20 protein-coding genes are annotated in these 25,193 nt (G+C 38.8%); 9 read left to right on the forward strand and 11 right to left on the reverse strand.

The features are described 5' to 3' along the window. Positions 1-205 precede the first annotated feature (205 nt). On the forward strand, positions 206-754 hold the full coding sequence (locus KO513_RS06640) for a DUF2911 domain-containing protein (protein ID WP_215438240.1): 549 nt from the start codon (positions 206-208) through the stop codon (positions 752-754). A gap of 75 nt (positions 755-829) precedes the next feature. Here KO513_RS06640 and KO513_RS06645 read toward each other — a convergent pair whose 3' ends face one another. From KO513_RS06645 to KO513_RS06655, 3 genes are all read right to left on the reverse strand, one after another. After that, on the reverse strand, positions 830-2,446 hold the full coding sequence (locus KO513_RS06645; protein WP_215912776.1) for an amidohydrolase: 1,617 nt from the start codon (positions 2,444-2,446) through the stop codon (positions 830-832). A 98-nt stretch (positions 2,447-2,544) separates the two neighbouring features. Continuing rightward, positions 2,545-2,973, reverse strand: a complete 429-nt coding sequence (locus KO513_RS06650; protein ID WP_215912777.1) for a hypothetical protein — start codon at positions 2,971-2,973, stop codon at positions 2,545-2,547. An 88-nt stretch (positions 2,974-3,061) separates the two neighbouring features. Beyond that, complete coding sequence (locus tag KO513_RS06655; RefSeq protein WP_215438243.1) at positions 3,062-3,826, reverse strand: NYN domain-containing protein; 765 nt, start codon at positions 3,824-3,826, stop codon at positions 3,062-3,064. A gap of 159 nt (positions 3,827-3,985) precedes the next feature. Here KO513_RS06655 and KO513_RS06660 point away from each other — a divergent pair, with 159 nt between their 5' ends. Next, on the forward strand, positions 3,986-4,774 hold the full coding sequence (locus KO513_RS06660) for an NIPSNAP family protein (RefSeq protein ID WP_215912778.1): 789 nt from the start codon (positions 3,986-3,988) through the stop codon (positions 4,772-4,774). Positions 4,775-4,783: 9 nt separating this feature from the next. On the opposite strand, the gene KO513_RS06665 is transcribed toward KO513_RS06660, so the two are convergent. From KO513_RS06665 to KO513_RS06680, 4 genes are all read right to left on the reverse strand, one after another. Then, positions 4,784-5,896 carry an OmpA family protein gene (locus KO513_RS06665; RefSeq protein ID WP_215912779.1) on the reverse strand — a complete coding sequence of 371 codons (1,113 nt, stop codon included), beginning with the start codon at positions 5,894-5,896 and terminating at the stop codon, positions 4,784-4,786. A 103-nt stretch (positions 5,897-5,999) separates the two neighbouring features. Then, on the reverse strand, positions 6,000-7,445 hold the full coding sequence (locus tag KO513_RS06670; RefSeq protein WP_215912780.1) for a hypothetical protein: 1,446 nt from the start codon (positions 7,443-7,445) through the stop codon (positions 6,000-6,002). Positions 7,446-7,592: 147 nt separating this feature from the next. Next, positions 7,593-9,347, reverse strand: coding sequence for a TonB-dependent receptor (locus KO513_RS06675; protein WP_215912781.1), 1,755 nt, complete (start codon positions 9,345-9,347; stop codon positions 7,593-7,595). A gap of 99 nt (positions 9,348-9,446) precedes the next feature. Next, positions 9,447-12,464: a tetratricopeptide repeat protein gene (locus KO513_RS06680; protein WP_215912782.1), complete on the reverse strand. Its 3,018-nt coding sequence runs from the start codon at positions 12,462-12,464 to the stop codon at positions 9,447-9,449. A gap of 289 nt (positions 12,465-12,753) precedes the next feature. Here KO513_RS06680 and KO513_RS06685 point away from each other — a divergent pair, with 289 nt between their 5' ends. The 5 genes from KO513_RS06685 to ppgK all read left to right on the forward strand — a co-directional run bounded on the left by KO513_RS06685 (position 12,754) and on the right by ppgK (position 17,933). Continuing rightward, a complete protein-coding gene (locus tag KO513_RS06685) occupies positions 12,754-13,437 on the forward strand; it encodes a cell division ATP-binding protein FtsE (protein ID WP_215438249.1) in 684 nt (227 codons plus the stop codon). Positions 13,438-13,597: 160 nt separating this feature from the next. Then, on the forward strand, positions 13,598-14,671 hold the full coding sequence (locus KO513_RS06690) for an endonuclease/exonuclease/phosphatase family protein (RefSeq protein WP_215912783.1): 1,074 nt from the start codon (positions 13,598-13,600) through the stop codon (positions 14,669-14,671). 93 nt (positions 14,672-14,764) lie between these two features. Continuing rightward, positions 14,765-15,580 carry an NUDIX hydrolase gene (locus KO513_RS06695; protein WP_215912784.1) on the forward strand — a complete coding sequence of 272 codons (816 nt, stop codon included), beginning with the start codon at positions 14,765-14,767 and terminating at the stop codon, positions 15,578-15,580. 40 nt (positions 15,581-15,620) lie between these two features. Further along, positions 15,621-17,105: a sulfatase gene (locus KO513_RS06700; RefSeq protein WP_215912785.1), complete on the forward strand. Its 1,485-nt coding sequence runs from the start codon at positions 15,621-15,623 to the stop codon at positions 17,103-17,105. Between the two features lie 78 nt (positions 17,106-17,183). Next, complete coding sequence (gene ppgK, locus KO513_RS06705) at positions 17,184-17,933, forward strand: polyphosphate--glucose phosphotransferase (RefSeq protein ID WP_215438253.1); 750 nt, start codon at positions 17,184-17,186, stop codon at positions 17,931-17,933. 48 nt (positions 17,934-17,981) lie between these two features. Here ppgK and KO513_RS06710 read toward each other — a convergent pair whose 3' ends face one another. The 4 genes from KO513_RS06710 to KO513_RS06725 form a co-directional block, all read right to left on the reverse strand. Beyond that, the gene (locus tag KO513_RS06710; RefSeq protein WP_215912786.1) at positions 17,982-18,884 is read right to left on the reverse strand and encodes a hypothetical protein; all 903 of its coding nucleotides are present in this window, start codon (positions 18,882-18,884) and stop codon (positions 17,982-17,984) included. 99 nt (positions 18,885-18,983) lie between these two features. Then, positions 18,984-20,786 (reverse strand): translational GTPase TypA, encoded by a 1,803-nt coding sequence (typA, locus tag KO513_RS06715; RefSeq protein WP_215438255.1) that lies wholly within the window; start codon positions 20,784-20,786, stop codon positions 18,984-18,986. 191 nt (positions 20,787-20,977) lie between these two features. Continuing rightward, the gene (locus tag KO513_RS06720; protein WP_215438256.1) at positions 20,978-21,517 is read right to left on the reverse strand and encodes a hypothetical protein; all 540 of its coding nucleotides are present in this window, start codon (positions 21,515-21,517) and stop codon (positions 20,978-20,980) included. A 118-nt stretch (positions 21,518-21,635) separates the two neighbouring features. Further along, on the reverse strand, positions 21,636-22,109 hold the full coding sequence (locus KO513_RS06725; protein WP_215912787.1) for a hypothetical protein: 474 nt from the start codon (positions 22,107-22,109) through the stop codon (positions 21,636-21,638). A 176-nt stretch (positions 22,110-22,285) separates the two neighbouring features. Between KO513_RS06725 and kdsA the strand changes: the two genes are divergently transcribed. Together kdsA and KO513_RS06735 are read left to right on the forward strand one after the other, a co-directional pair. Then, positions 22,286-23,104 (forward strand): 3-deoxy-8-phosphooctulonate synthase, encoded by an 819-nt coding sequence (gene kdsA / locus KO513_RS06730; RefSeq protein WP_215912788.1) that lies wholly within the window; start codon positions 22,286-22,288, stop codon positions 23,102-23,104. 119 nt (positions 23,105-23,223) lie between these two features. Continuing rightward, positions 23,224-25,191 carry a DUF3857 domain-containing protein gene (locus KO513_RS06735; protein WP_215912789.1) on the forward strand — a complete coding sequence of 656 codons (1,968 nt, stop codon included), beginning with the start codon at positions 23,224-23,226 and terminating at the stop codon, positions 25,189-25,191. The last annotated feature ends 2 nt before the right edge of the window (positions 25,192-25,193 follow it).

Here is a 25,193-nt window from a genome sequence, read left to right on the forward strand (position 1 = left end):
TGCAACTAAACTTTCAATTATAAAACACAAATGCCTTTATTGATTTCATATCGAAATATAAAACAATTTAAAAACATCAATATATTGTTATTTTTGTTTTTTTTCATTAAAAATAATACGTTCTGTAAGTAGTATAAAAATTAACGACTTTTTAGTAGATTTTACATTGAATACTAATTAGTTTTATAGCAAAACAAACACAATTATGAAAAAAGTACTTTTTATTGCTTTAATGGCCTTTGCCATGACCTTTTCTACAGATGCATTAGCCCAGAAATTTAGCGGGTTGGATAAAAGCCCTATGGATATGGCCGCATTCCCTACCGATTACAAGGTATCTACAAAAACCGCTCGTATTATTTATAGTCGCCCACAATTAAAAGGTCGTTCGCTATCCGAACTGGCTCCGGCAGGAAAAGTATGGCGTACCGGTGCCAATGAAGCCGCTGAGATTACATTCTATTCAGACGTAAATTTTGGTGGTAAAGAAATTAAAGCCGGAACCTATTCTATCTTTACTATTCCAGGTAAAAGCGAATGGACCGTAGTATTGAACAAAAATCTTAACCAGTGGGGTGCTTATTCTTATGATAAAAGCGCAGATGTTGCACGTGTAAGCGTACCTAGTTCTGAAGATTCCAATTCATTGGAGGAATTTTCTATTGCTTTTAAAGAAGATGGCGCTGGATTTAAAATGGTTATGGGATGGGACAAAACAAGAATTGCCGTTCCTATTACCGCTGCAAAAATGTAATTTATCCTGAAATCTATAATTAGAAAAACCGAAGCTTTAGGGCTTCGGTTTTTTTATTTTGTGAACTCTTGCCCACTATCTTGTCTTACCGTTTATAAAGGTTTGTTCTGCCATAATGGTTGGAATCTCAGCAACAGGAACGGTCATCATATCCTTATCATAGATAACAAAATCCGCGAACTTCCCAGCCTCTATACTACCCTTCTCATCTTCTTCAAAATTAGAATACGCCGCCCAAATAGTCATACCCTTTAACGCTTCTTCGCGCGTGAGTGCATCCTGCATTTGAAAACCGCCTTCAGGGTACCCCTTAACATCCTTTCTAGTTACAGCAGCATAAAAAGTTAAAAACGGACTTACCTGTTCTACCGGAAAATCTGTACCTAAAGCAAGTGTTCCTGCCTTATCCAAAAGCTTTTTAAATGCATACGCTCCTTTCACACGGTCCTCTCCTAAACGGTCTTCGGCCCAATACATATCACTCGTAGCATGAGTAGGCTGCACAGAGGGTATTACCCCATTCGCAAAATAATCAAAGTCCAACGAATCTATAATCTGGGCATGTTCTACCCTCCAACGACGATTGGGCCTGTCCTTTAATACTTTTTGGTAAGTTCTTAGCACCACCGCATTGGCAGAATCGCCAATGGCATGAGTATTCATTTGATATTCCGAAATTGCCAAACGCCGCGCCAAATGCTCTATTTCATCTATAGGTGTAACCATGGCACCATAATGCCCCCATTTATCGGAATAAGGTTTTTTTAAAGCCGCTCCCCTAGAACCAAGTGCACCGTCTCCATACACTTTAACGGAACGTACGTTTAGTCTTTCGGTTTTTATAGGTCCTTTATAGATAAAATAGTCTACGTCTTCTGGATTATTGCTCACCATGGCGTACACCTTAATCGAAAGTTCTCCGGTTTGTTGCAAACTATCAATTAGCTCTATAGTAGCACGATTTAATCCTGCATCATCAACGGTAGTTAATCCATTATTCAAACAAATTCTTTCTGCATCTTTTAATGCCTTCACTTGAGCATCCAAGTCAGGCATTGGAATTTTAGAATACACCAATTCCATTGGGTTGTCTACCAGTACTCCGGTAATACCCATTGCACCTTTTACAATTTCTCCTCCCTCTACTTTTGTACTCCAATCGATACCCGCCAAATCCAATGCAGCTTTATTGACTAACAACGCATGACCATCAATGCGACTTAAGGCCACTGGAGTATCCGGAAAAAGTTGATCTAATTCTTTACGGGTGGGATATTCTTTTACCTCCCAATCATTTTGGTCCCAACCATCACCCAATATGAATTCTTTAGGATTCTCGCTTTGAAAAGCCTGAACACGTTCCAGAACTTCCTCAAAGCTTTTGGTACCTACCAAATCTACCGTTTGTTGTTTAAGTCCCAAGCCAAAAAAATGGCAATGGGCATCAATAAGTCCTGGAGTTATAGTACGGCCATCTGCATCTACCAACTGGTCCGAGGTATATTTATCCCTAATTTCTTCGGTAGTACCTACTGCAATAAATTTACCTTTATGAATGGCAAAGGCTTCCGCTTTAGAAAATTCGGCGTCTACCGTGTAGACATTTGCGTTCACAATAACCAAATCTACTTTTTCCTTTAGGTATTCACAACCCGTAAGGAACAGTACTAATAAAGGAAGTATTTTTTTCATAGTAAGAGAATTTGAAGCTTTCCAAAAGTACATAAATATTGTACTACTCCCTTACTACTAGCTTTTGAGAAAAAAAGTGTTTTTCCCCAATTCTGGTTTTACATGATTTTTACACGTGCACCTTTTATTTCAAACGTACCGTCCGCAGAGGTGTACGTACCCGTTAGAGCCTCGCCCTTGGCCGTAAGCTTAACAGCAAAAACAGTTCCTTCCAAGGTTACTTCAAAACTGATGGTATTGCCTACCAAATTAACTTTTGTTCCTAAGATTTCCCTTTCATCCAATTGAACGAAGACATTGTTTTCTCCATGTTCATGAAAGATAGAAAGCGCTCCTACTTTGTACTTATCCGGTGCATTTTCGGCAGCGTATTCCCAACTTCCCAGCAACTCACTTTCGGCAGGTTTTGAGGCCTTATAATCTTCTACATCAACATTTATGACGGGGGCATCTATGGCGCTACTAAATGTTACACTCATTAAAAAAGCTGCAAACAAGGCGGGTGAATTCTTTTTGAAAGTTCTCATGTATTCAACAAATTAATTCGTACTAATTTCCGGTACATTTTTCATTGAAAAATGAGACCATCTATTTAAAACGAACATTAGACCCTTATTATTTTGTAGAACGGGATTTTGGCTTTTCCGCCATTTTCACGTACACCAATTTTTTGCGCCCTTTAGAATCCTCGCGCCGGTCTACCTCAATTGATTTTATTGAATTTATAAGCGGGGTAAGTTTTTGAAAACCGTAGTTCCTAGAATCAAAATTAGGTTGTTTTTTCTGCAAAAGACTCCCTACATCACCCAAAAAAGCCCAACCATCATCATCGGCCACATCATCTATTGTTGAAGCTATTAACCTAATATCCTTGGCCGTAATCCTATCTACATTGTTCTTAGCAACTTTTGCGGTTTTATTGCTCACGGCATTCTCTTCCTCCTCATCTTCCTTCTTAAGGATTTCTATATAAATAAACTTATCACAAGCTACAATAAACGGATTTGGAGTTTTCTTCTCTCCTATACCAAAAACTTGCATACCGGCTTCCCGCAAACGAGTTGCCAAACGGGTAAAATCACTATCACTACTCACAAGACAGAAACCGTTTACTTTGCCCGAATACAAAATATCCATAGCATCAATAATCATAGCAGAATCCGTGGCATTCTTACCTTGGGTGTACCCGTATTGCTGTATTGGGGTAATGGCATTTTCCAGTAGGACATTTTTCCATTTACCCAAACGTGGATTGGTCCAATCGCCATAAATTCGTTTTATGGTAGGATTGCCATATTTGGCAATTTCCTCCATCATTTCTTTTACATATGCTGAGGGGATATTATCACCATCTATAAGTACCGCAAGATTTAAATCCATGTTATTCTTCTTTCTTGCAAGTTACGTTGATTCTTTCAGAAATAATAAGCTATATAAATTCATAATTCAACGCTATCGCACAATCACCTTATCCTTGGTTATTTTAGGTTTTAACAGGGTTCTTTGTTAAGTTTGATTTTACCAAACCCTATATTTCATATGAAAAATTGTATTCAGAGTTACTTTACAACACTACTTTTGATTTTCGCCATTGGTTTTTCTGCAAATGCACAAACTCAAGAACGTGAATTTTACCAGCTAAAAACCTATTTTCTCAAAGATAAAAATCAAGAAACGGCTGTGGACAGTTATTTGGAAAATGCTTACCTACCCGCATTAAAACGGGCCGGAATAGAGCATGTAGGCGTGTTCAAACCTATTCCGGAGGAAGATAGTGAAGAACTTAAAATTTATGTACTCCTACCCTTTAAGTCGTTTGAACAATTCTTGACCTTGGACCATATGCTGTCTCAGGATAAAAGTTATGTTTCCGCAGGCTCCAATTATATAAATGCAAAATATAACGATGCACCGTACGAAAGAATAAGTTCTACTTTAATGAAAGCCTTTTCAGAAATGCCAACAATGGAGGCTTCAAAAGTAGAAGGCCCGAGAAAAGATCGCGTTTATGAATTACGTAGTTATGAATCTGCCACCGAAGCAATTTACCAGAATAAAGTAGATATGTTTAATGCGGGAGGCGAAGTAGAACTTTTTGAATCCCTAGGTTTTAATGCTGTTTTTTATGCCGAAGTCCTATCCGGTGACCGTATGCCCAACCTCATGTATATGACCACTTTTAAGGATATGGAATCTAGAGATGCTCATTGGGATGCTTTTAGAACTGCCCCGAAGTGGTTGAAACTAAAGGCCGATCCTAATTATCAAAACAATGTAAGCAAAGCGGACATCATGCTGCTTTACCCTACTGATTATTCAGATTACTAAAACATAAAGTTAGGGTGCGGGTTTGCTAATCATAAACTCCACCCTTCTATTTTTTCTCCTACCTTTAGAAGTACCGTTGTCCGCAATGGGTTTTTGGCCTCCATGACCTTTCCAAACTATCCGATTTTTGTTCAACCCTAAATGAACCAAATAATCCGATACCGCTTTTGCCCTTTTTTTGGACAATGATTCATTATATTTCTTGCTTCCAACAGAATCCGTATATCCATTTATTGAAATTTTGAGCGTTGGGTTTTCAGATAAGTAAGAATAGATTTCATGAAGCTCCTGTTTTGCCGTTTGGAGTATGACCGCTTTATCAAAAGCAAAGAGTACATCTTCAAAAACATGAGTTTTATTGAGTTCAAACGTGCGCGGTTTTCCCTTGGGTAAGATAGTATTATTGCCCATAGCTTCGGACACCTCAACCATATCCACATAGTAATATGCGCCTTGCTTGGCATTTCGCTTTGTCTTAAAAAGACGTGTACGCGCATTACTCTTAAAATTACCAATAATTAAATATTCCTCAGAACCTTTTGCTACAAATTGGGTGTGCACCAATATCCAATCTTGGGTATCCGAATAGAAGTTTGAATACCCAATTTCCAAATAATTGTAAACATTATTTTTCTGTTGATACAACTGCTTTTTTGATAGGGCTTTCTTTATGGGTACGCTTAATTTATTCTTAGCGAACAACACCCCAAATTCCTTTATGGCAAAATCTGAACGTTCGGCCAAACTCACAAAAAAAGATACTTTATAGGTAACCCCTTTTGTTAAAGGTCGTAACAATTTGGTCTGAAAATATTCTCTGTAATCATCTGGCGCATATAGATACAACCCTGCATAACCCTGACCAAAATCTGCCGGTTGCGAACCATTGAAGTTTTTTGGTGTACCCATTTCCGCACTACACCCATTAAAGTAATCTGTTGAACCCTCGGTAGGTGTTGACCAACCTTTTACATCCGTACTAAAGTTGCCCAAATGTTCAGGACAATGTACAAAGTCTTCAAAACTGGGGTTTTCAACTAGGTTTTGCGACTCCATGCGAAGTAAAAAACAAAGCCCCAACAAAAGAAATACAAAATCCCTCAGTGAAAATTTGGTCATCATAGAGCGTTTAAACGGACTCTAAAATAAGTAAATTAAGGCGATGTTCCTGTATTTCAGTCTATACAGCTACTTCTACATGAAAATTGAAAAGTATTTTCGAACGTTAATCCAAAGAATCAATATACGCTTGAATTAGATCTACACCTTCCGCATGTAATTGCGTAATGCCAACAAGTGGCATAGATGGGCCGTAAGCTGGATCTGTCTCTACTCTTAGCCTAATATCGGCCTTAAAATCTTCAACATTACTATCCGCATACGAGGTTTCATACCTAAAATCCGGACGGACACCTTGGTTAGAATTATGATAACCGCTAGGTTGGTGGCAGTGGGCACAGTTCACATCCATATAGGCTTTGGCACGTTCGGTTAACGTAAAAGAATCATCCAACCAATCCGGCAAACGTTCAATCTCCGAAATGGCAGGCGCACCGGAAAGTAACCCTTTATCAATAAAATATTGAAGTTGATTTTTGCCATTATAGACAAAATTTAAATTTCTTGCCTTGGGTCCAATAGGAATGGTAGTATTGTTAACGTCATGGCACTGCGTACAGTTAACGCTAAACGGAACCTTATATCCTACAGATTGACCACTTCCCGAGCTATCTATCCAGTTTACTTGGATTACCGGTGCCTCGTTACTAAGTTCCGCTTCGGTCTGATCTTCATTCCAAAGGTAGTTCCCCATATCCCACGTACCGTTGGTCTTTATCAAAATTCGGGTTTCAAGTAGTTTTTTCCCTTTTGATGGGTCTCTTTCATCATTGTAATAAAAGAATGTTTTACTAATAACCGTGTTATCCGGAAACTGTAAAAGGCCTTGGTCATTATAAGTCATTTGCGCACCTTCAGGAAGGGATATCGTTCTGAATTTTTGAGCATAATCACTATAAAGAGGTGTACTTAGACTATATTCATGCGAAGTTGTATTAGGAATTAAATCCGATGGATTTCCTCTAAATATTTTAAGATCGGCCAATTTAGGAAGGAACTGGGCAACGGCATAAACCGTATCATCCAAATATGGATTGCTTCCTGCGGTTACCTCATCGCCATTATTTACACCATCCGCATCACAATCTGCACTTTTCCAAATGTTGTTCGCAGGGTTGTATCCTGTATAATTTTCATCTTGCACGGGATCACACGGATTCTCTTTATCAGTACCATCCGCATCCTCTTGGAAATCAGGAATACCATCCCCGTCAGTATCTTTAATTTCGTTTACATAAGGGTTCGTACCATTGGCAAGCTCTTCGGAATTGGTAACTCCATCCGTATCACAATCGGCCCCTAGCCAAATGGTATTATCAACATCATAACCTGTATAACCACTATTTTGTTTAGGATCGCACGGATTGGTCTTACTTGTACCATCCAACACTTCCTTAGAGTCAAGAATACCGTCTCCATCAGTATCCATATCAGATGTAGATGGCGTACCGGAATCATCGGAACCACATGCAACAAACAGAACCATTGATACTAAAAAAATGGCACCAAGCACTTTTTGCCCTAAAAGGAACCCGTAATTACCGAAGCTCACACAAGCCTTTTTATTCTTATAAAACATGATACATTTTCTTTATAGCAATAGCTACAAAAATACGTATTCTACCATGAATCTTACATCGGTATAGATAAGACCCTATAAAAATCGGTTGAATACACCCTATTTATTTTTACTTCAAACCTAAAGATCAAACTTATAGGTTAACCCGCCCATAACCTGCAAGCCCTGAACCGGATAGTTCGCAAAGCGCTGGTAATTGTTATTAGCGATATTCGCTACTTTTAAGAAGAAGGAAAGTTGATCGTTCCACCGGTAGCCCACATGAAAATTAGCATCAAAATAACCATCTAAAGTTATTGGCGTAGCAAAGAAATCTGCCGGGTTTCCGCTTGCGCTGGCAATAGTGGCCACATCATCTCTTTCGCCCACATAAAAAAGGTTGGCTCCAGCATACCACTTTTCCCCTATTTGATAATCCATGAACAATGAACTTGTTAAGTTTGGCAAATTCCAAGCCGGGTTATCCGTTTCGGTGTTGTAATTAAAGTACTCCACATTTACTCCCAAACTAAAATTCCGGTTTACATCTACATTCAACTCTCCAAAAGCTCCAATAGTTTTTACATCATCATAGAACACCTCAAAAGAGTTACCATAGTAATAGCCTTTTTCATCGGTTCTTGAGTCATTTCTAGCATTAAGTTTATACAATGCCTTTCTATCTTCCGTGGTATAACTTACTTTGGCATTATAGCTTAAATTAGGCAGGATTTGCCCTTTAAGACCTACATAGGCATCGTACTTCTTATCCGTAGGAACAATGGTCAATGTTGGAGATACGTACGGGTTGTCCTCTACAAAACCGTAGTAGGAATTCTGCATTAAATCACCCTCTACCCCACCGTAAACGATGGCCATGTCATCTAACAACCTGTAAGATGCGGTAACCGCTGGATAAATATAAAAGTTACTATCATTGTTTTGGGTATCCAGACCATACACAAGGTTTACCCCTAAATTCAACGATAAATCTTCATTTACCAATACCAGGGTAGGATTAATACCTACTTGTAAATTGCTATAATCTATTCCCGGTGTATTAGTTGGGTTGTTAAGACTGGAGTTTTCAAAACTACCGCTTACGTAATCCACTTTTGCTTTGACCTTAAAATCTTCATCTGCCACCGGAAATGAAAAGCCAGTTTTAAAAACAGCCCTATTTTCACCGGATTTAACAGCATCCCAAAATCTTCTGTATTCTAGTTTTGCGTTCTCAAAATAAGAATCCTCAACATTTATGTGACCCGATGCTTCTGCCATATAATAATTCTGACGCTCATCAATACCATCTACGGTTTCCTCAGTAAAGGTAGCATCTGGAATACCGTACCAATTGTAAAGTTGATGTTGGGCACCTACATCTACTCCCCAGTCAAAATCACTATCCCTTTTGGTGTAGCTGGCATTTAATTCCGTGTTCGAGTAAATATTATCCAACGCTACGCCATCAATATCCCCACGAGAGGAATTATGTCCCAAACCAAGGGTATATCCGGATTCACGATCAATAGTTCTGCTCGTATAAAACTTACCCATTAAATTGGCAGGATTACCAATACCAGCAGAAGCATATGAGTTATACAGTACCGGTGGCGGGGTTTTCTTTACGGCCGAAGCCTTGCCCTTGGCAGGTGTAAATGTTGACGCTACCGGAACGGAAAAAATACTATAATTGATTTTCTTCTTTTGCAATACGATAGAATCATTAAGATTAGGCATGGTCTTAATCTTAAAAGCATCATTGATCGTTGGCGTATAGGCCTTGGTTACGGTAACGGTTTCCGTACCTATATCATCTTTTTCTTCTTCTTGCGCTATGGCTAACTGAAAAACACCCGTAAGAAAAATAAGAGTAAGCTTTATATGTTTGTGCATTCTGTGTTCTTTTTTGAATTTACACCTTAAAAGCGAAGCCGGTTCTAAGACCCCACTCAGATTCAATTTTTTCAATCTTGTTAAATCTATTTCTTAATGTTAGTCCGTTCGCACAGATGAGTTGCTCTGCGCTTCCTTAGCCTTAATAATGGAAAGTTCCGCTTTGGCCTCTGAAACGATCTCATCAAACTGACCGAAATTACTTATCACACTATCCAAAATATAAGTAGCTTGATATGCATCTCCCAAAGCATAGAAATTTTTGGCCATCAAAATCAGCCCTTTTCCTCCCCATTCTTTATAACCGGAATAATCCTTTGCCAGTTTCTGTACCGCAATATTGGAGTTTTCATAGTCCTGCGCCTTACTCTTAAAATACGCGTCATAGTATAGTGCTTCCGCAGCAGTAGAACCTGACGCTATTTTCAATACATCTGCATAGGCTTTCTCCGCTTTTGCTTCATCTCCCGTAGCAATTGCAGAACGGGCAATCATTATCTGAGCATCACTTTTAATACGATTATCTATAATGGGTGTAGCCAAAACCTTTTCGGCATAGGCCAACGTCTTACCATAATCTTTTTGCTTGTAGTAACCTTTCATTAAGTTAGACTGGGCAAAAGTTCTGTTTTGCTGAATATCCGCTTGATTTTCCAATCGCTGTAAATAAGGCAATGCCGAAGCATAATCTTCTTTGCCCAAATAGATTTCACAAACCCGTGTCAGCGCCTGCTCTGCATACTCGCTCCCCATTTTATCCGCAACGAATTTATAATTTGGCAATGCCTGTTCCTTTTTTCCTTTTGCAAAATATAATTGCGCCAAGTTGAAATTGGCCTTGACCGCATTTAATCCGTTAGGGAACTGCTTTATGTAATTTTCGTACCCTTTAATGGCAGCATCTTTTTTGCCCTCCATATTTTGCTTATCCGCAGATTCAAAAGTGGCATTATCCAGCTCGCTATCCGTAACCTCTACAAAGTCTAGTTTCTGAACCCATTCTGCATACTCATCAACCCGGCCTAAATCAACATAAATTAATTTTGCCGTAGAAACTGCCTGAATAGCTTCTTGTGTATTAGGAAAATTATGGACCACCGCTTTAAACTCCTTTAAGGCTTGTTCGTTTCGGCTGGCATTATAGTGCACCAAACCTTGGCGCATCATAGCCTGTGGCACCAATGAACTGGCTTTATATTCCGTAATCATCCTTTGATAGGTCTGAAGCCCCTGTTGCTCCTGTCCTGTAGAAATTAAGGTATTGGCCAACTCAAAAAGGGCATCGTCCTTTAAACTGGATTTTGGATAGGCCGACACAAAGGTTCTTAACTCTTCTATTTTGGTATCGCGTCTATCTACAAAACCATAACTGATGGCCTTTTGGTAAGCCGCATAATCTTTCTCCGGTCCGGACAGGGCAAGTGCCTTGTTATAGGTTTCAATGGCCGGCCAATATTTACTGGTTACAAAGTAACTATCTCCCAAACGCAGGTAACCGTCGTATAATTTCTGTGTATCGTTAGACCCTGCATTGGTGAAATTACCAAAATACGATATGGCATTACTATAATCCTTCAACTTAAAATAAGTATATGCCAAGTTGTAATCCAGCTCTTTATATTCCTCTGTAGATTTAGCCGATGGATTTTGCTGAAACTGAATATAATCTACCAATGCATCTCCGTAATCATTGAGCGCATATTCCGCTTCTGCTTTCCAATAATTGGCTTTCGCCTTAAAAAGATTACCCTCTGCACTACCTAATGACTTTCCTAAATTTTCAACGGTACCTTGATAGTCACCGTTCATGAACAGTTCTATACCACGATAGTAGGCCACTTTCTGATAGGTAGATTTACTAGCATAATTTTTGTTCTTTTCCAGAAGTTCCATAGCCCCTGCAAAATTTTTGGAAGTGATATAGGAATCTACCAACAGCTCTTGCATTTCTTCTGTATTGGCACTATCCGGATATTTGGCCAAATAATCCGAAATAACCTGTGGTACCGGCTCATAGGCATTACCCACCTCATAACTCAAACGGGCATAGTTTAAATAGGCATCCTTTTGAATCTCCTGTGAGAAGTCCATTTGCGAAGCATTTCTAAAAGCGTTCAATGCCTCTTGTTTTTTGTCCAACTTTAAATAACATTCCGCTAAATGGTAATATGCATTTTGCGAAACACTGTTGGTTCCTCCTATAATTTTATTGAATTGCTGTACCGCATTGGCATAATCTCCTTGCTTGTAGTATGAATATCCCAAAAGGTAGTAATCCGTATTGCTCCACTTGCCTTTTTTACCTTGGTAATCCTCTAGATAAGGAATAGCATTGGCATATTCGTTCAAGTTAAAATAGCTTTCTCCAATAATTTTACTGAGTTCGGATTTCTCCTTTCGGTCTCCTTTTGCCATTTGCTTCTTTGCCAAAGCTATGGCCTGATCAAACTTACCCAGCTTAAAATTCATATCAGCTTGGTAATAATCCATCTTTTCTTCAAGAATTTCAGGATCCTTTATCTGGTCAAATCGTTGGTTTGCCGTATCGTAATCATCTTGCTGATAAGCTATGTACCCCATGTAATATTTGGCCTGAGAGCCATAAACTGGAGAATTTTCTACCTTTTGAAGGTAGCTTTCGGCCTGCTTTTGTTTTCCCGAAGAAAAGAGCGAATATCCATAGTTAAAATTAAACTTGTCCATCTCCTTACGAGACAAGGCGCTTTGCTCAACCTTATTGTACCATTTTAAAGCATACGGGTACTTTCCCGTCTCAAAATAGTATTCGGCTACATCTACATAAGCGGAATTCCTTTTGGTAGAAGTTGGATAATTGGTCACAAAATCTTCCATGAGCCTATCTGCGCCCAACTGGTTGAGCCTTACGGCAGCATTTGCCTCATAGTATGCACTATTGGCCTTGGTCTCCAAATTATTGGTATTGTCCTTGACCTTTGCAAAAATAGACTGTGCCGCTTGGTATTGCTCATTGTTATAGAGCGCCAAGGCATCTTGATATTGTTTTTGATCGTGGGTATAAATTTCAGTTTCTTGAGCAATTCCCATAGAAACCATCCCCAAGAAAATAGGGATAAGCGCGGTGATTTTTTTTAGCATAGTGTTCTAACTAGAAATATGTATTACCGTTAATTAATTTTAATAACGTTGAATATTGCATCTAAGTATATGGCAAGCGGTGTTTTCATTTTAATAATTACACACTCTGAACAATCTTACAAAAAAGCGAAAAGATTTTGTCCGTGCCTGCCGTACGTTAGTTTTTAACTTATTACTTTTATATCAATATTACGAATCAAAGTTCGAGATTTGGCGATCACAAAGTAAAACTACGCCCTACCTTTAACGATTGATTAACAAATTAACCTTAAACCCACTACCGCTAAACATGTCTGAAACGATTTTAGAGCTAAAGGATGCAGCAATTTTCCAAAAGGATAGTCTTGTTTTAAACGAGGTAACACTTGATGTACTTAAAGGCGAATTCGTTTATTTGATCGGTAAAACTGGAAGTGGCAAAAGTAGCTTTATGAAAACGCTCTATGGAGACCTTCCCCTAAAGCAAGGTAGCGGGCGTATTGTAGATTTTGACCTCACTAAATTACGGGAAAAGGACATTCCGTTTTTACGACGTAAAATTGGTATTGTTTTTCAAGATTTTAAATTGTTGCCCGATCGTAATATTAATAAAAACCTCTATTTTGTACTCAAGGCAACGGGCTGGAAGGACACCCACAAAATGAACCAGAAAATAGAAGAGGTCCTGAACAAAGTGGGTATGAAGACCAAGGGGTTCAAATTCCCGCATCAGCTTTCCGGAGGGGAACAACAACGTGTAGCCATTGCGCGGGCCCTTTTAAACGACCCTGAGCTTATTCTAGCCGATGAACCTACTGGAAACCTAGATCCGCAAACCAGTGTGGAGGTAATGAAGGTCTTACAGGAAATCCATAAATCCGGCCGGTCTATTTTAATGGCAACACATGATTACGCCTTAATTTTAAAATACCCTTCAAAAACATTGAAGTGCGACGGAAACAAAATTTTTGAGGTCGTACAGCGAGCCGTGTAGTGTATTGCCCCACTTACACATAAAATAACCGTATCCCTACAAAAGCATAACATAGAAGGCCGGTAATTTTCATAACTTTAGACAGGTATAAGCTTTAAGTATTTTTTAAAATGCTGGGCACAACCTTGTTAGGTAATGTAATTTTTAAACACAAAACGTTATGTCCCACATTAACTTTGCTTGGTGGAATCTCCAAAATTTTTTTGATACGGATGATGACCCAATTTCCAACGACTTCAGTTTTACACCTGCGGCGGGTTGGACAGAAAGTGTTTTCAACAAGAAAAAAGAAAATCTGGCGGAAGGCCTAAATCTCATTTGGCCCAACGAGCAAATTGATCTGTTGACCGTTTGTGAAATAGAAAAAGACACCCTCTTACAAGATTTATTGGACGAGGCGGGCATGAACCACCTTAGTGTGGTTTTTGATGCTTCCGGCACAAGCGATTTGAGGGGAATTGACGTAGCCATGGCCTACAATCCCAGTAAGCTTACCGTGGTTTCAAGGGCATCTCACTTGGTTCACCTAAGATACCGTACCAGAGATATTTTTGAAGTGACTTTTAGAATCAATGATACTGGAGAAGAATTTGTAGTAATTGCATCGCATTGGCCTTCGCGTAGCAGAGGTCAATACCATTCGGAACCTTTACGCATTGCCGTTGCCGAACATATTTCATTTCTAGTGGATGCGCATACCAAAGTAGAATCTACTACCTATGAAGAGCTACAGGCCAATAATGACCTTGCAGCCATCCAAGCTAAATGGGAAAGTAAAGTTTTGGTAGTGGGTGATTTTAATGATGAGCCTTTTGACCGCAGTATCGTTCAACATTTAAAAGCGTCCAGAGACTTGGACAAGGTAATGGGAGGCACCAATGATTTTGACAAATTCGTTCACACTTCAAAATACCGTGCGCGAGAAATTTTCCTCTATAATTTAAGTACTTCTATCATGAACAAATCCGCCACCGGTAATACTGGTACTTACTTCTTAAGCGGATTGTATGACGGCACCGTTTTTGCCAACCGCTACCAAATGCTAGACCAACTTGTGGTTACCCGCGGATTCCTTTCCGGTAACGGCGTAGAAGCCCAAATAGAAACTTTTGACATTGTTGACGACCCTGTGTTGGCCACCTCCAGCGGAAGGCCCAGGTCTTTTAAATACAAATCTTCAAGTCCCAAAGGATACTCGGACCACTTGCCACTAAAATTGAAACTTACTTACTGATTACCCACCAAAAACAATGGTTCTACAAATTGAAACGGCTATCTTTAAAATCCTATAAAAGATTTGCTGTTACGGCAGCCTCAAGCCTACATCATGATTTTAAAAAAACGAACCTACAGACCGGACAAACCCGTAAATCCTTTTATTGGTGCACTCCTCTTTCTGATTTCTATTGTTCTTTTACTCATTACAGGTCCCCTTGGCTTTGTATACGGTATTTTCCATAGTCTGTTTACCAGAGGTGTAAAAGGCATTGGGGAGTATCTATTAAAAATTGCCATTTCTGTAGACCAGTTAGGCAATGTAATGATGCAGCATTTAATGAACATCTTGTGGACGACTAGAAACGGTTATAAATTCGGAAATAGGGATGAGACTATTTCAAGTGCTTTAGGCCGAAACAAAAAGTTGGGAACCCTCACGGCCGCAGGAAGATTAATGGATAAAATCTTAGATATTATAGACCCTGACCACTCCCTAAATTCCATTGATTATTATGTAGAGCCTTCCGAGGATATTATAGATCATTTGGCATGGATACTTATTAAGAACGAACAGATACTATGCTTAAAAAAGACGAATAAAGACTTCTATTTTATCCCCAGAGGAATTCGCATCAAGGGCGAAACCGATGCACACACCCTCGCCCAAAGCACCAAGAAAAACTTTAATATAGCTATTGATATCCCAACTATGGAGTTCGTGGGTATTTTTGAAGCGCAGGCACATGGCAAAAAACCGGGAATTCTATCCCGCATGACCTGCTATACCGCCAAACACAGCGGCACACTACAACCCGACTCCCAAATTCATGAAATAGCCTGGTTATCTTATGAAGACAAAGAGAATTTAAGTGAGGTAGACCAACTTATTTTTGATGTTTTGCACCAAAACGGTGAGCTTGCATAAAATCTGTATCTTTAGTTTTTACTTACCAAACCCAACTAAGATGCTCAAACATTTTGCCGCGCTATTACTCATAGTAGGCCTTAGCAATAATAACCAGCTATTGGCCCAAAACAAAGAAAAACCCAATGTCCTGTTCATTTGTGTAGACGACCTCCGTACGGAGCTAGGTGCCTATGGAAAACACTATGTAAAATCACCCCATATGGATGCCTTGGCAAAAAGCGGAGCGCTGTTCACCAATCATTATGTTCAAGTGCCCACGTGTGGTGCCTCAAGGCATGCTATCCTTACAGGTATGCGCCCTTCAAAACCTATTCATATATCCAATAATGCCATAATTGAAGAAATCTCCAATCAGCCTGAAAAATCCGTGCCGGAAACATTCATCCATCGTTTTAAACAAGACGGATATCACACAGTAGGTATTGGAAAAATAAGCCATTCGGCGGATGGATTTGTATATGGCTACGAAGAACAACCCTCTACAAAAAAGGAGCTTCCTTATAGCTGGAACGAAATGCTTTTTGACCCGGGCAAATGGAAAACCGGTTGGAACGCCTTTTTTGCATACGCTAATGGAGAAAACAGACAAAGCCTTAAAAAACAAGTAAAGCCGTACGAAGCAGGAGAAACCGATGACCAAGGTTATCCTGATGGTCTAACGACCAATCTTGCTATTTCAAAATTAAAGGAGCTGAAGAAAAATGGAGAACCGTTTTTTATGGGTGTTGGTTTCTTTAAACCCCACCTTCCCTTTAATGCCCCTAAGAAATACTGGGACCTGTATGACGAGGAGAAAATACCGGTTTCACCAAATCCAAATATCCCCGAAAACATAAGTTTAAAGAGCCTACATACCAGCGGCGAGTTCAACCAATACGCTTTAGGGGAAGAAAAGGCTGGTCTTGACAACCAAGTATCGGATGCTTATGCCAGAAAATTAAGGCATGGCTATTTGGCTTCAATCAGCTACATAGACGCGCAAATTGGCAAACTATATCAAGAATTAAAAGATTTGGAATTGGATAAAAACACCATCGTTGTCATTTGGGGAGACCATGGCTGGCATTTGGGAGACCAACGCGTTTGGGGAAAACACACCCTTTTTGAAAATGCCTTAAAAAGCGCGCTAATTATCAATTCACCCTATCCGCAACACAAAGCAAAAAAAGTACGGGCTATTGTGGAAAGTGTGGATATCTACCCCACCCTACTGGATATGTGCGGTATAGACCAAATAAAACCTACCGATGGAGAAAGCTTTGAAAAACATATAAAATACAACATTCCGGATACTGAGGAAGTTGCATATAGCTATTTTAGAAACGGAATTTCAATGCGAACCAAAAATTATAGATTAACCAAATACTTTAGAAAAGGCCAACCCGTAATTGAACTTTATGACCATCATAAAGGCAATGCAATGGAGAATAAAAACATAGCAAAAGAAAACCCTGAGACAATAAAAGAGTTAATGCCACTTTTAGAAAAAGGCGATACAGGCATTTTCACAGTAACCGAATAAAATGTTCGCAAGTCCATAACATTGGATTACTCTGAAAAGTTTTTGTTACTTTGCCCCAACAAATTTTAAAAAGGAATAATGGAAGTTTTAGGTATAGATGTAGGAGGTTCTGGCATGAAAGGTGCCCTTGTAAATATTGAAACCGGAAAATTGGTTTCGGAACGTCATCGTATACCTACGCCCGCATCTCGCAAACCCAAGGATATGGCCAATGTAATTGCCCAAATCGTTGAGCATTTTGATTATAAGGGAAAAGTTGGTGTTGGATTTCCAACGGTTATTAAAAGAGGCGTCTGTAAATCCCCTGGAAACCTTCATAAAAGCTGGCAGAACACCAATGTAGAAGAGCTTTTTGGCAAAAAAACGGGTCTTGACGTTACCGTGGTAAACGATGCCGATATTGCCGGCTATGCTTCTATGAATTATGGCACGGGTAAAGACATGGAGGGCCTTGTGGTAATGATTACAATTGGCACCGGTCTTGGAAGTGGTGCTTTTCTAGATGGTAAATTGATCCCTAATTTTGAGCTAGGTCAAATTCCTTATAAAGAATACAAAAAAATTGAGCTCTGGGCGGCGGGTTCCGCTAAAGACAGAGAAGGGTTATCCTATAAGAAATGGGGCAAACGTTTCAATAAATTTTTAAAATTAGTTGAACTTATCGTTTCACCGGATACTATACTTATAGGTGGTGGTGCCTCAAAAGACTTTGATCAATTTAAAGACTACATTACCATAGAAACTCCTGTTATACCGGCAGGTCTTCAGAACCACGCAGGTATTGTAGGTGCTGCTGCAGCAGCCTTCCACAACATATCATACCATTAAAAAACTATAGAACAAAAAAAAGGCCTTAACTAGATTAAGGCCTTTTTTCTATTTAATTTCCGCATTATCCGGAACTGCAAAGAAATCTTTGTCAATATCCTTTACAAAGTGGATATCCGAAATATCTATTTGAGTAATATACTCTCCCTGTTTACCGTCTTTGGTAGTCCAGTGGGTTTTCAGTTCTTTAGGCAATAATACACCGCTTACATCCAGTAACTCACCAACTTCCATGAATTTTTCAGGATTATGACCTCCATCCTTAAAATATTCCGGATAAGAAACTATGTAACGCGTAGCCGTCAACAAATGGCTTTCCTTATCAAACTGTAGAATATAGTAATCATCTGGAGCATCTCCGGTACCTGCGGCAAAAGTTACTTTTACCACATCATTGGCCTTACCCTTATAAGTTGCTTCAGGTAATAATTCCAAGTTTACACCTTCTCCATCCAAAATAAAAGGGTGCCCCATTAAATATAATGGCGTCAAGGCCCAAAACTTGGTATCATACGCGAATGCTGTAGAATCCTTGGCCTGTACCCAAGCCGTTTTTCCATCCCAACCAAACCTTGCCGTACTATCCGTAGCACTGGTATGCACCGCTTTATTACGCCAAACATCTACCACTTGATAGCTATCACGTTGCGTACTACCGTCCAACGGCTGATAATTAAAACGAAAAGACAACGCTCCGTTCCCATACCAATTTTTAAGACCGCCATGGGCCTCCATAGCCGCCCACACAATCTTACCCGCTTCTGATTGTTCTAGTTTATCTTTAGCTTTTTCTACGCGGTTATTTACCCAAGACTCAGGTATCACGTAATCCTGAGCTTGTTCTTGAACAACAGCTGTAGTTTCTGATTTTTTGCTTTTAGGCTGCTCGTTGCACGAGGATAGCAAGGTGCCTATCAATAATAAACCAGCTATTTGTACGTTAATTTTCATAGTCTTGTTTTTAGGTTAAACTGTGTAGTCGAATCCGTTTAGTATACCTTTCAATAGAAGGCAAAAAAAAGCCCTGAAGAGAAATTCAGGGCTTTTAAATTATGCTATTTTATACCTTTTTCGGTCAACTTCTTTTAGATATATCTTTCTAAGTCTAAGATGGTTTGGAGTAACCTCCACATACTCATCTTTCTGAATATATTCCAATGCTTCCTCTAACGAGAATTTAATTGCAGGAACAATTTTAGCCTTATCATCCGCTCCTGAAGAACGGACGTTAGAAAGTTTTTTGGTTTTAGTGATGTTCACGGTCATGTCATCACCACGAGAGTTTTCACCAATTACCTGACCTTCATAAATATCTTCACCTGGATCTACAAAGAACTTACCTCTATCCTGTAATTTATCTATAGAATAAGGAATGGCTTTTCCGGTTTCCATAGAAACCAAAGAACCGTTCTGACGCTGTGGAATATCTCCTTTCATAGGTTGGTATTCCAAGAAACGGTGCGCCATAATAGCCTCACCTGCAGTAGCCGTCAACAATTGGTTACGAAGACCGATGATACCTCTTGATGGAATCAAGAACTCACAGACCATACGTTCGCCTTTGGCTTCCATACTGGTCATTTCACCTTTACGCATAGAAACCATTTCTACAGCTTTTCCAGAAACTGCTTCCGGTAAATCTATAGTTAGAGATTCAACCGGCTCACATTTAACCCCGTCTATCTCCTTAATAATAACCTGAGGTTGACCAATTTGAAGTTCATACCCCTCACGACGCATAGTCTCGATCAATACGGAAAGGTGCAAAACACCACGTCCAAAGACCAAAAACTTATCCGCACTATCCGTTTCGCTTACACGTAACGCCAAGTTCTTTTCAAGTTCTTTCTGTAATCTCTCATTAATATGTCTAGAGGTAACGAACTTACCGTCTTTTCCAAAAAATGGACTATCATTAATAGTGAACAACATACTCATAGTTGGTTCATCTATTGCAATAGTCTTAAGACCTTCCGGATTTTCTATATCGGCAATAGTATCTCCAATTTCAAAACCTTCAATTCCGGTAATAGCACAAATATCTCCAGTAGCTACTTCCTGTACTTTTAGCCTTCCCAGACCTTCAAAAGTAAAAAGTTCCTTGATTTTTGATTTTACTATAGAACCGTCTCTTTTTACCAAAGAAATTTGTTGTCCTTCTTTTAATGTTCCTCTTTGCAGTCTACCAATTGCAATACGACCTGTAAAAGAAGAGAAATCCAAAGAAGTGATCAACATTTGTGTATTACCCTCTTTTGGCTCAAAAGTTGGAATATGCTCAATAACCATATCCAAAAGAGGCTCAATGTTCTCTGTTTCGTTCTGCCAATCATCGCTCATCCAGTTGTTCTTTGCCGAACCGTAAACGGTAGGGAAGTCTAACTGCCACTCTTCAGCACCCAACTCGAACATCAAATCAAAAACCTTCTCATGAACTTCTTCAGGAGTACAGTTTTCTTTATCTACTTTATTGATAACCACACAAGGTTTCAAACCTAAATCAATTGCTTTTTGAAGTACAAAACGCGTCTGAGGCATAGGACCTTCAAAAGCATCTACTAACAACAAAACCCCATCGGCCATGTTCAATACACGCTCTACTTCACCACCAAAATCGGCGTGACCAGGAGTATCAATGATATTTATCTTGGTACCTTTATAAACAACGGATACGTTCTTTGAAGTAATGGTAATACCTCTCTCCCGTTCCAAATCGTTATTATCCAAAATTAAATCTCCTGTGTTCTGGTTCTCACGAAACAATTGACAGTGATACATAATTTTATCTACCAAGGTTGTTTTACCGTGGTCTACGTGCGCAATGATCGCGATGTTCTTAGTTGTTGTTGACATATGTAATTATTTAATAGCAATCCGCCGCTATTTTAAGCGTGCAAAGATACTGCTATTTTTCTAGCAGTAACACAAACTTATGTTATTTTTATGTTGTTGATTTTTAGAGAGTTCGCTACAATTGTAGTAGACAACTTTGAACTAAGCTTATTTTCTCCCGTAAACAGTGCGGAAAAATATGTGTCAGAGGCTTAACGACGTTTTCCGAATGCCCAGCCTATACGTGCAGCCAATAACAAGGCCAAACCATTTTCATTCTGAGTTTCAGAATACCCCAAACCACCTTCCAAACGATAGAAAAACCCTCGTCTATAGGTACGTTGAATTCCATAAACCGGGCCAACGGCAAGAATACTTTCGGACAAGGTTAAATCGCCAATAAAAGGTTTTTGGTCTTGATACGCCATTAATATGGCAATATAGTTTCCTGAATTACCGGAAATATTTTTCCCTTTATCCAGCCGCCTGTCCATATTGTAATAGTAACGCAACTGCCCTCTTAGAATGGGATAAATACCAAATTCGGTCTCGCAACCGGTACAACCTCTTAAACCAAAGCCAGAAACAAACTCCACTGTAGCTGTTGTATTCCTGCCCAATCCTTTCTCATAAAGAATAGCGGGCATGGGCAATCCTAACTGAACTTGATGTTCCTCTACATTTTTTTGGTTCTGTGCATTTGCAAAAATTGTAAAAACAAAAAAAACGAGTAAGATATTGGTATTTTTCATATAATGGTTCAGCTATTAATTGAGTCTAAACAATCATCAAATATCAAGCCTAAAATTCATTTTTCCCAAACAAATTGTAAGAAAAAATAACTCGATTGATTTTCGATTAAAAAACACATTAACGCCCTACACACCATCGTTTTTCACTAATAATCCAGCCAATACTTAAATTGGCTACAGGATAAACCCCACCTTTAAACTGCCCTGAATAGTAGGCTGCACCAACATCTACGGAAAAATTAAAACCGGAATCATAACTGCGCTGCAATCCTGTTACCAAACCCGCATAACCAAAAGCCCCTTTTACTTCTTCTTCATTAATTGTTCTAGAACCAGGAAAAAAAACCGCTACAGCAGGTGCTACATAATTTGCGGAATTACCATAAATCTGTCTTCTATTTTGTTGCCTTTTTTCAAAGTTGTAGTAATACCGATACTGACCAGCAACAGCAGGAAAAAAACCTAGTTCTTCGTAAATATTAGACCGTAACGGATCTAAACACACTTGCATTCCTGCCTTAACATCAAAAGTAGTGTTCGTACCAAGTGCCATTTCATACTCAAAACCAGGGTTTAAGAGATTGACTTTCATTTGTCTCAACTCACAATTTTTACCAAATTGCGCATTTACTTGGCAAACTAGTAACAATAGTAAAAACAAGGGCAGGCATTGTTTAGAGTACATGTAAATCTGGTTTTTATACAATCTTATGTAAAGACAACAGTTAGCCTCATAAAATAGTATCTTTGCTCAAAAATTTTCGACGAATGGACTTATCCTTAATTCCTCAAATAAAACATACCGATAGCAATAACTTTTTTCTACTTGCTGGCCCTTGTGCCATAGAAGGTGAAGATATGGCGCTGCGCATTGCAGAACATGTTGTTACAATTACCAGTGATTTAAAAATACCATATGTATTTAAAGGTAGTTTCAAAAAAGCAAATAGAAGCAGGCTTGACTCTTTTACAGGTATTGGTGATGAAAAAGCGCTAAGGATATTAAGGAAAGTTTCTGAAACTTTTAAAGTACCTACGGTAACCGATATTCACACGGAACAAGATGCCGTTATGGCTGCGGAATATGTAGATGTATTACAAATTCCGGCTTTTTTAGCACGACAAACGGATTTAGTAGTTGCTGCTGCAAATACAGGGAAAACCGTGAACATCAAAAAAGGACAATTCATGAGTCCGGAAAGCATGAAACATGCGGTTAATAAAGTTACCGAAACGGGTAACCAACAAGCAATTATTACCGATCGTGGCACCATGTTTGGCTATCAAGATATGATAGTTGATTTTAGAGGCGTACCTACCATGAAACAATTTGCTCCTGTTGTGTTGGATGTAACCCATTCGTTACAACAACCAAATCAATCTTCAGGAGTAACAGGTGGCAGACCTTCATTAATAGGCACTATGGCAAGAGCAGGAATTGCCGCTGGCGTAGACGGGCTTTTTATAGAAACACATTTTGATTGTGCCAATGCAAAAAGTGATGGTGCCAACATGCTAGATTTAGGGTTAATGAAAAAATTGTTGACTGATTTGACAGCTATTAGAAAAACTATTAACGATTTGTAATAGTCATTTCATAAGAACATGTCATGTAGTTGATAGATTATCGAAAAAAATCTGTTCAGCGACAAAACCTCACAATAATTACTTCTTAAAGGGGTTATCGAGTTGATTAAACCATCAATATGCGTATTCGATACACTTTTTATGTTCTTTTTTTCGCTTTGACCAGTAATTTACGAGCTCAACACGATGAGACATTCGGGTCAATAAAACCGGACGAATTTAAAATGACGGTCTACCCCAATGATTCCACAGCTAATGCGGTTGTGCTTTACGAAAGTGGCAACAATTACTTTGAGGTTATTAATGATCGAATTCAAATTGTAAAGGAGTACCATGTAAAAATTAAAATTTTTAATGAAAAAGGCTATGACCAAGCCACTATTTCAATTCCTTTGAGGAGAAATAAAAAGTCTTCGGAAAAACTAGAGGAGTTAAAAGCTATTACACATAACGGAGCCAACCAAACCCAAGTACTTTCTAAAGATATATTTACAAAAGACCGGCATGAATTTGCCACGGAAAAGACCTTTACTTTTCCCAATCTAAAGAAAGGAAGTATTCTTGAATACAAATACAAATTGATATCTCCGTTTATTTACAATTTTAAAGGATGGAAGTTTCAATCTGATATTCCTAAAATATTTAGTGAGTTTAAAGCTAAAATTCCGGGAAACTACCTCTATAACAGGGCTATGATAGGAAGTTTGGAATTAGACATAAACGAATCGGATATTAAAAAGAATTGTTTTCACATTGAAGGGTATTCCCAAAGTGCCGATTGTGAAGTATTGACCTATGCAATGAAGGATATTCCGGCATTTGAAGTAGCCGAAGAATTTATGCTTGCACCTTCCAATTATATTTCACGTATTGATTTTGAACTTTCCGAACACAGAAGAATAGATGGCGTAGTTGACCGTTATACCAAAAGCTGGAAAGATGTTGACCAAGAGTTCCGCACCGATAAGAACATAGGAAGACAACTTACCAAAAAAGGATTCTTTGAAAACCATGTACCGGAAACCCTATTGAGCGAACCGGATAAACTACAACGTGCTAAAAACATTTATGCATTTGTCCAGAACCATTTTAGCTGGAACGAAGAATATGGAATTTACGGAAAAGCCCGCGTCAAAGAAGCTTTTGATGAGGGTCGTGGGAGTGTTTCCGAAATAAACATGTCTTTAATAAACCTTTTAAATGCGGCTAATATTAAAACTAACCTAATGTTGATGTCTACCCGTAAAAGCGGTCTGCCCAAAAAATCCCATCCGGTAATGAGCGATTTCAACTACTGCATTGCCAAATTGGATATTGATGGTAAAACATACTTGCTAGACGCTACCGATAAGTACTTAGAATTTGCAATGTTACCTTATAGAGCCTTGAATTATTATGGCAGGGTAATGGATTTTAAGAATGATAGTTACTGGCACACCATAGAGGCCGAAAGTGACAACCAACATAAAATACGTGTTCAATTAGATTTTGATACGGAAGACAAAAAAGCAATGGGTCTATTAGACATAACCAATACAGGCTACAATGCCATTAGCACTCGCAAGAATATTGACACTCAAACCAATGATGAGTATTTAGACAGCATAGAAGAAAGCTTTGAAGGAGATTTTAGAATTACCTCCTATGAGCAGAAAGAGGAAAAACAAAGTGATAAAAAAACATCGGAACGCCTAGGTTTTGAAATACCCAATGCCTTGAATGGAGAAATGGTCTATTTCAATCCCTTTTTAGTACGCTTTTTCCCAAAAAACCCATTTTTGCTTGAGAAAAGGGCTTACCCTGTAGATTTTGGTTACGCCCGTAAATTCAATTATCTAATGGCCATTACCATTCCTGAAGGTTACCTAGTTCATGAACTTCCAAATTCCAAAACCGTACAAATGGGAGAAAACTTGGTCAGAATGAATTTTCAAACACAAAGTAACAGTAATCATATAACTATTCTATTTGAGCTTTCTATCAACTCCCCACATATAGGCGCAGATGATTATGAAAATCTAAAGGCCGTCTTTAAGCATGTAACGGATATACAGAACAATTCGCTTATAGTATTAAAAAAAATATAATA

The sequence above is a fragment of the Zobellia sp. B3R18 genome (genome assembly GCF_018860715.1).
Taxonomy (GTDB): domain Bacteria; phylum Bacteroidota; class Bacteroidia; order Flavobacteriales; family Flavobacteriaceae; genus Zobellia; species Zobellia russellii.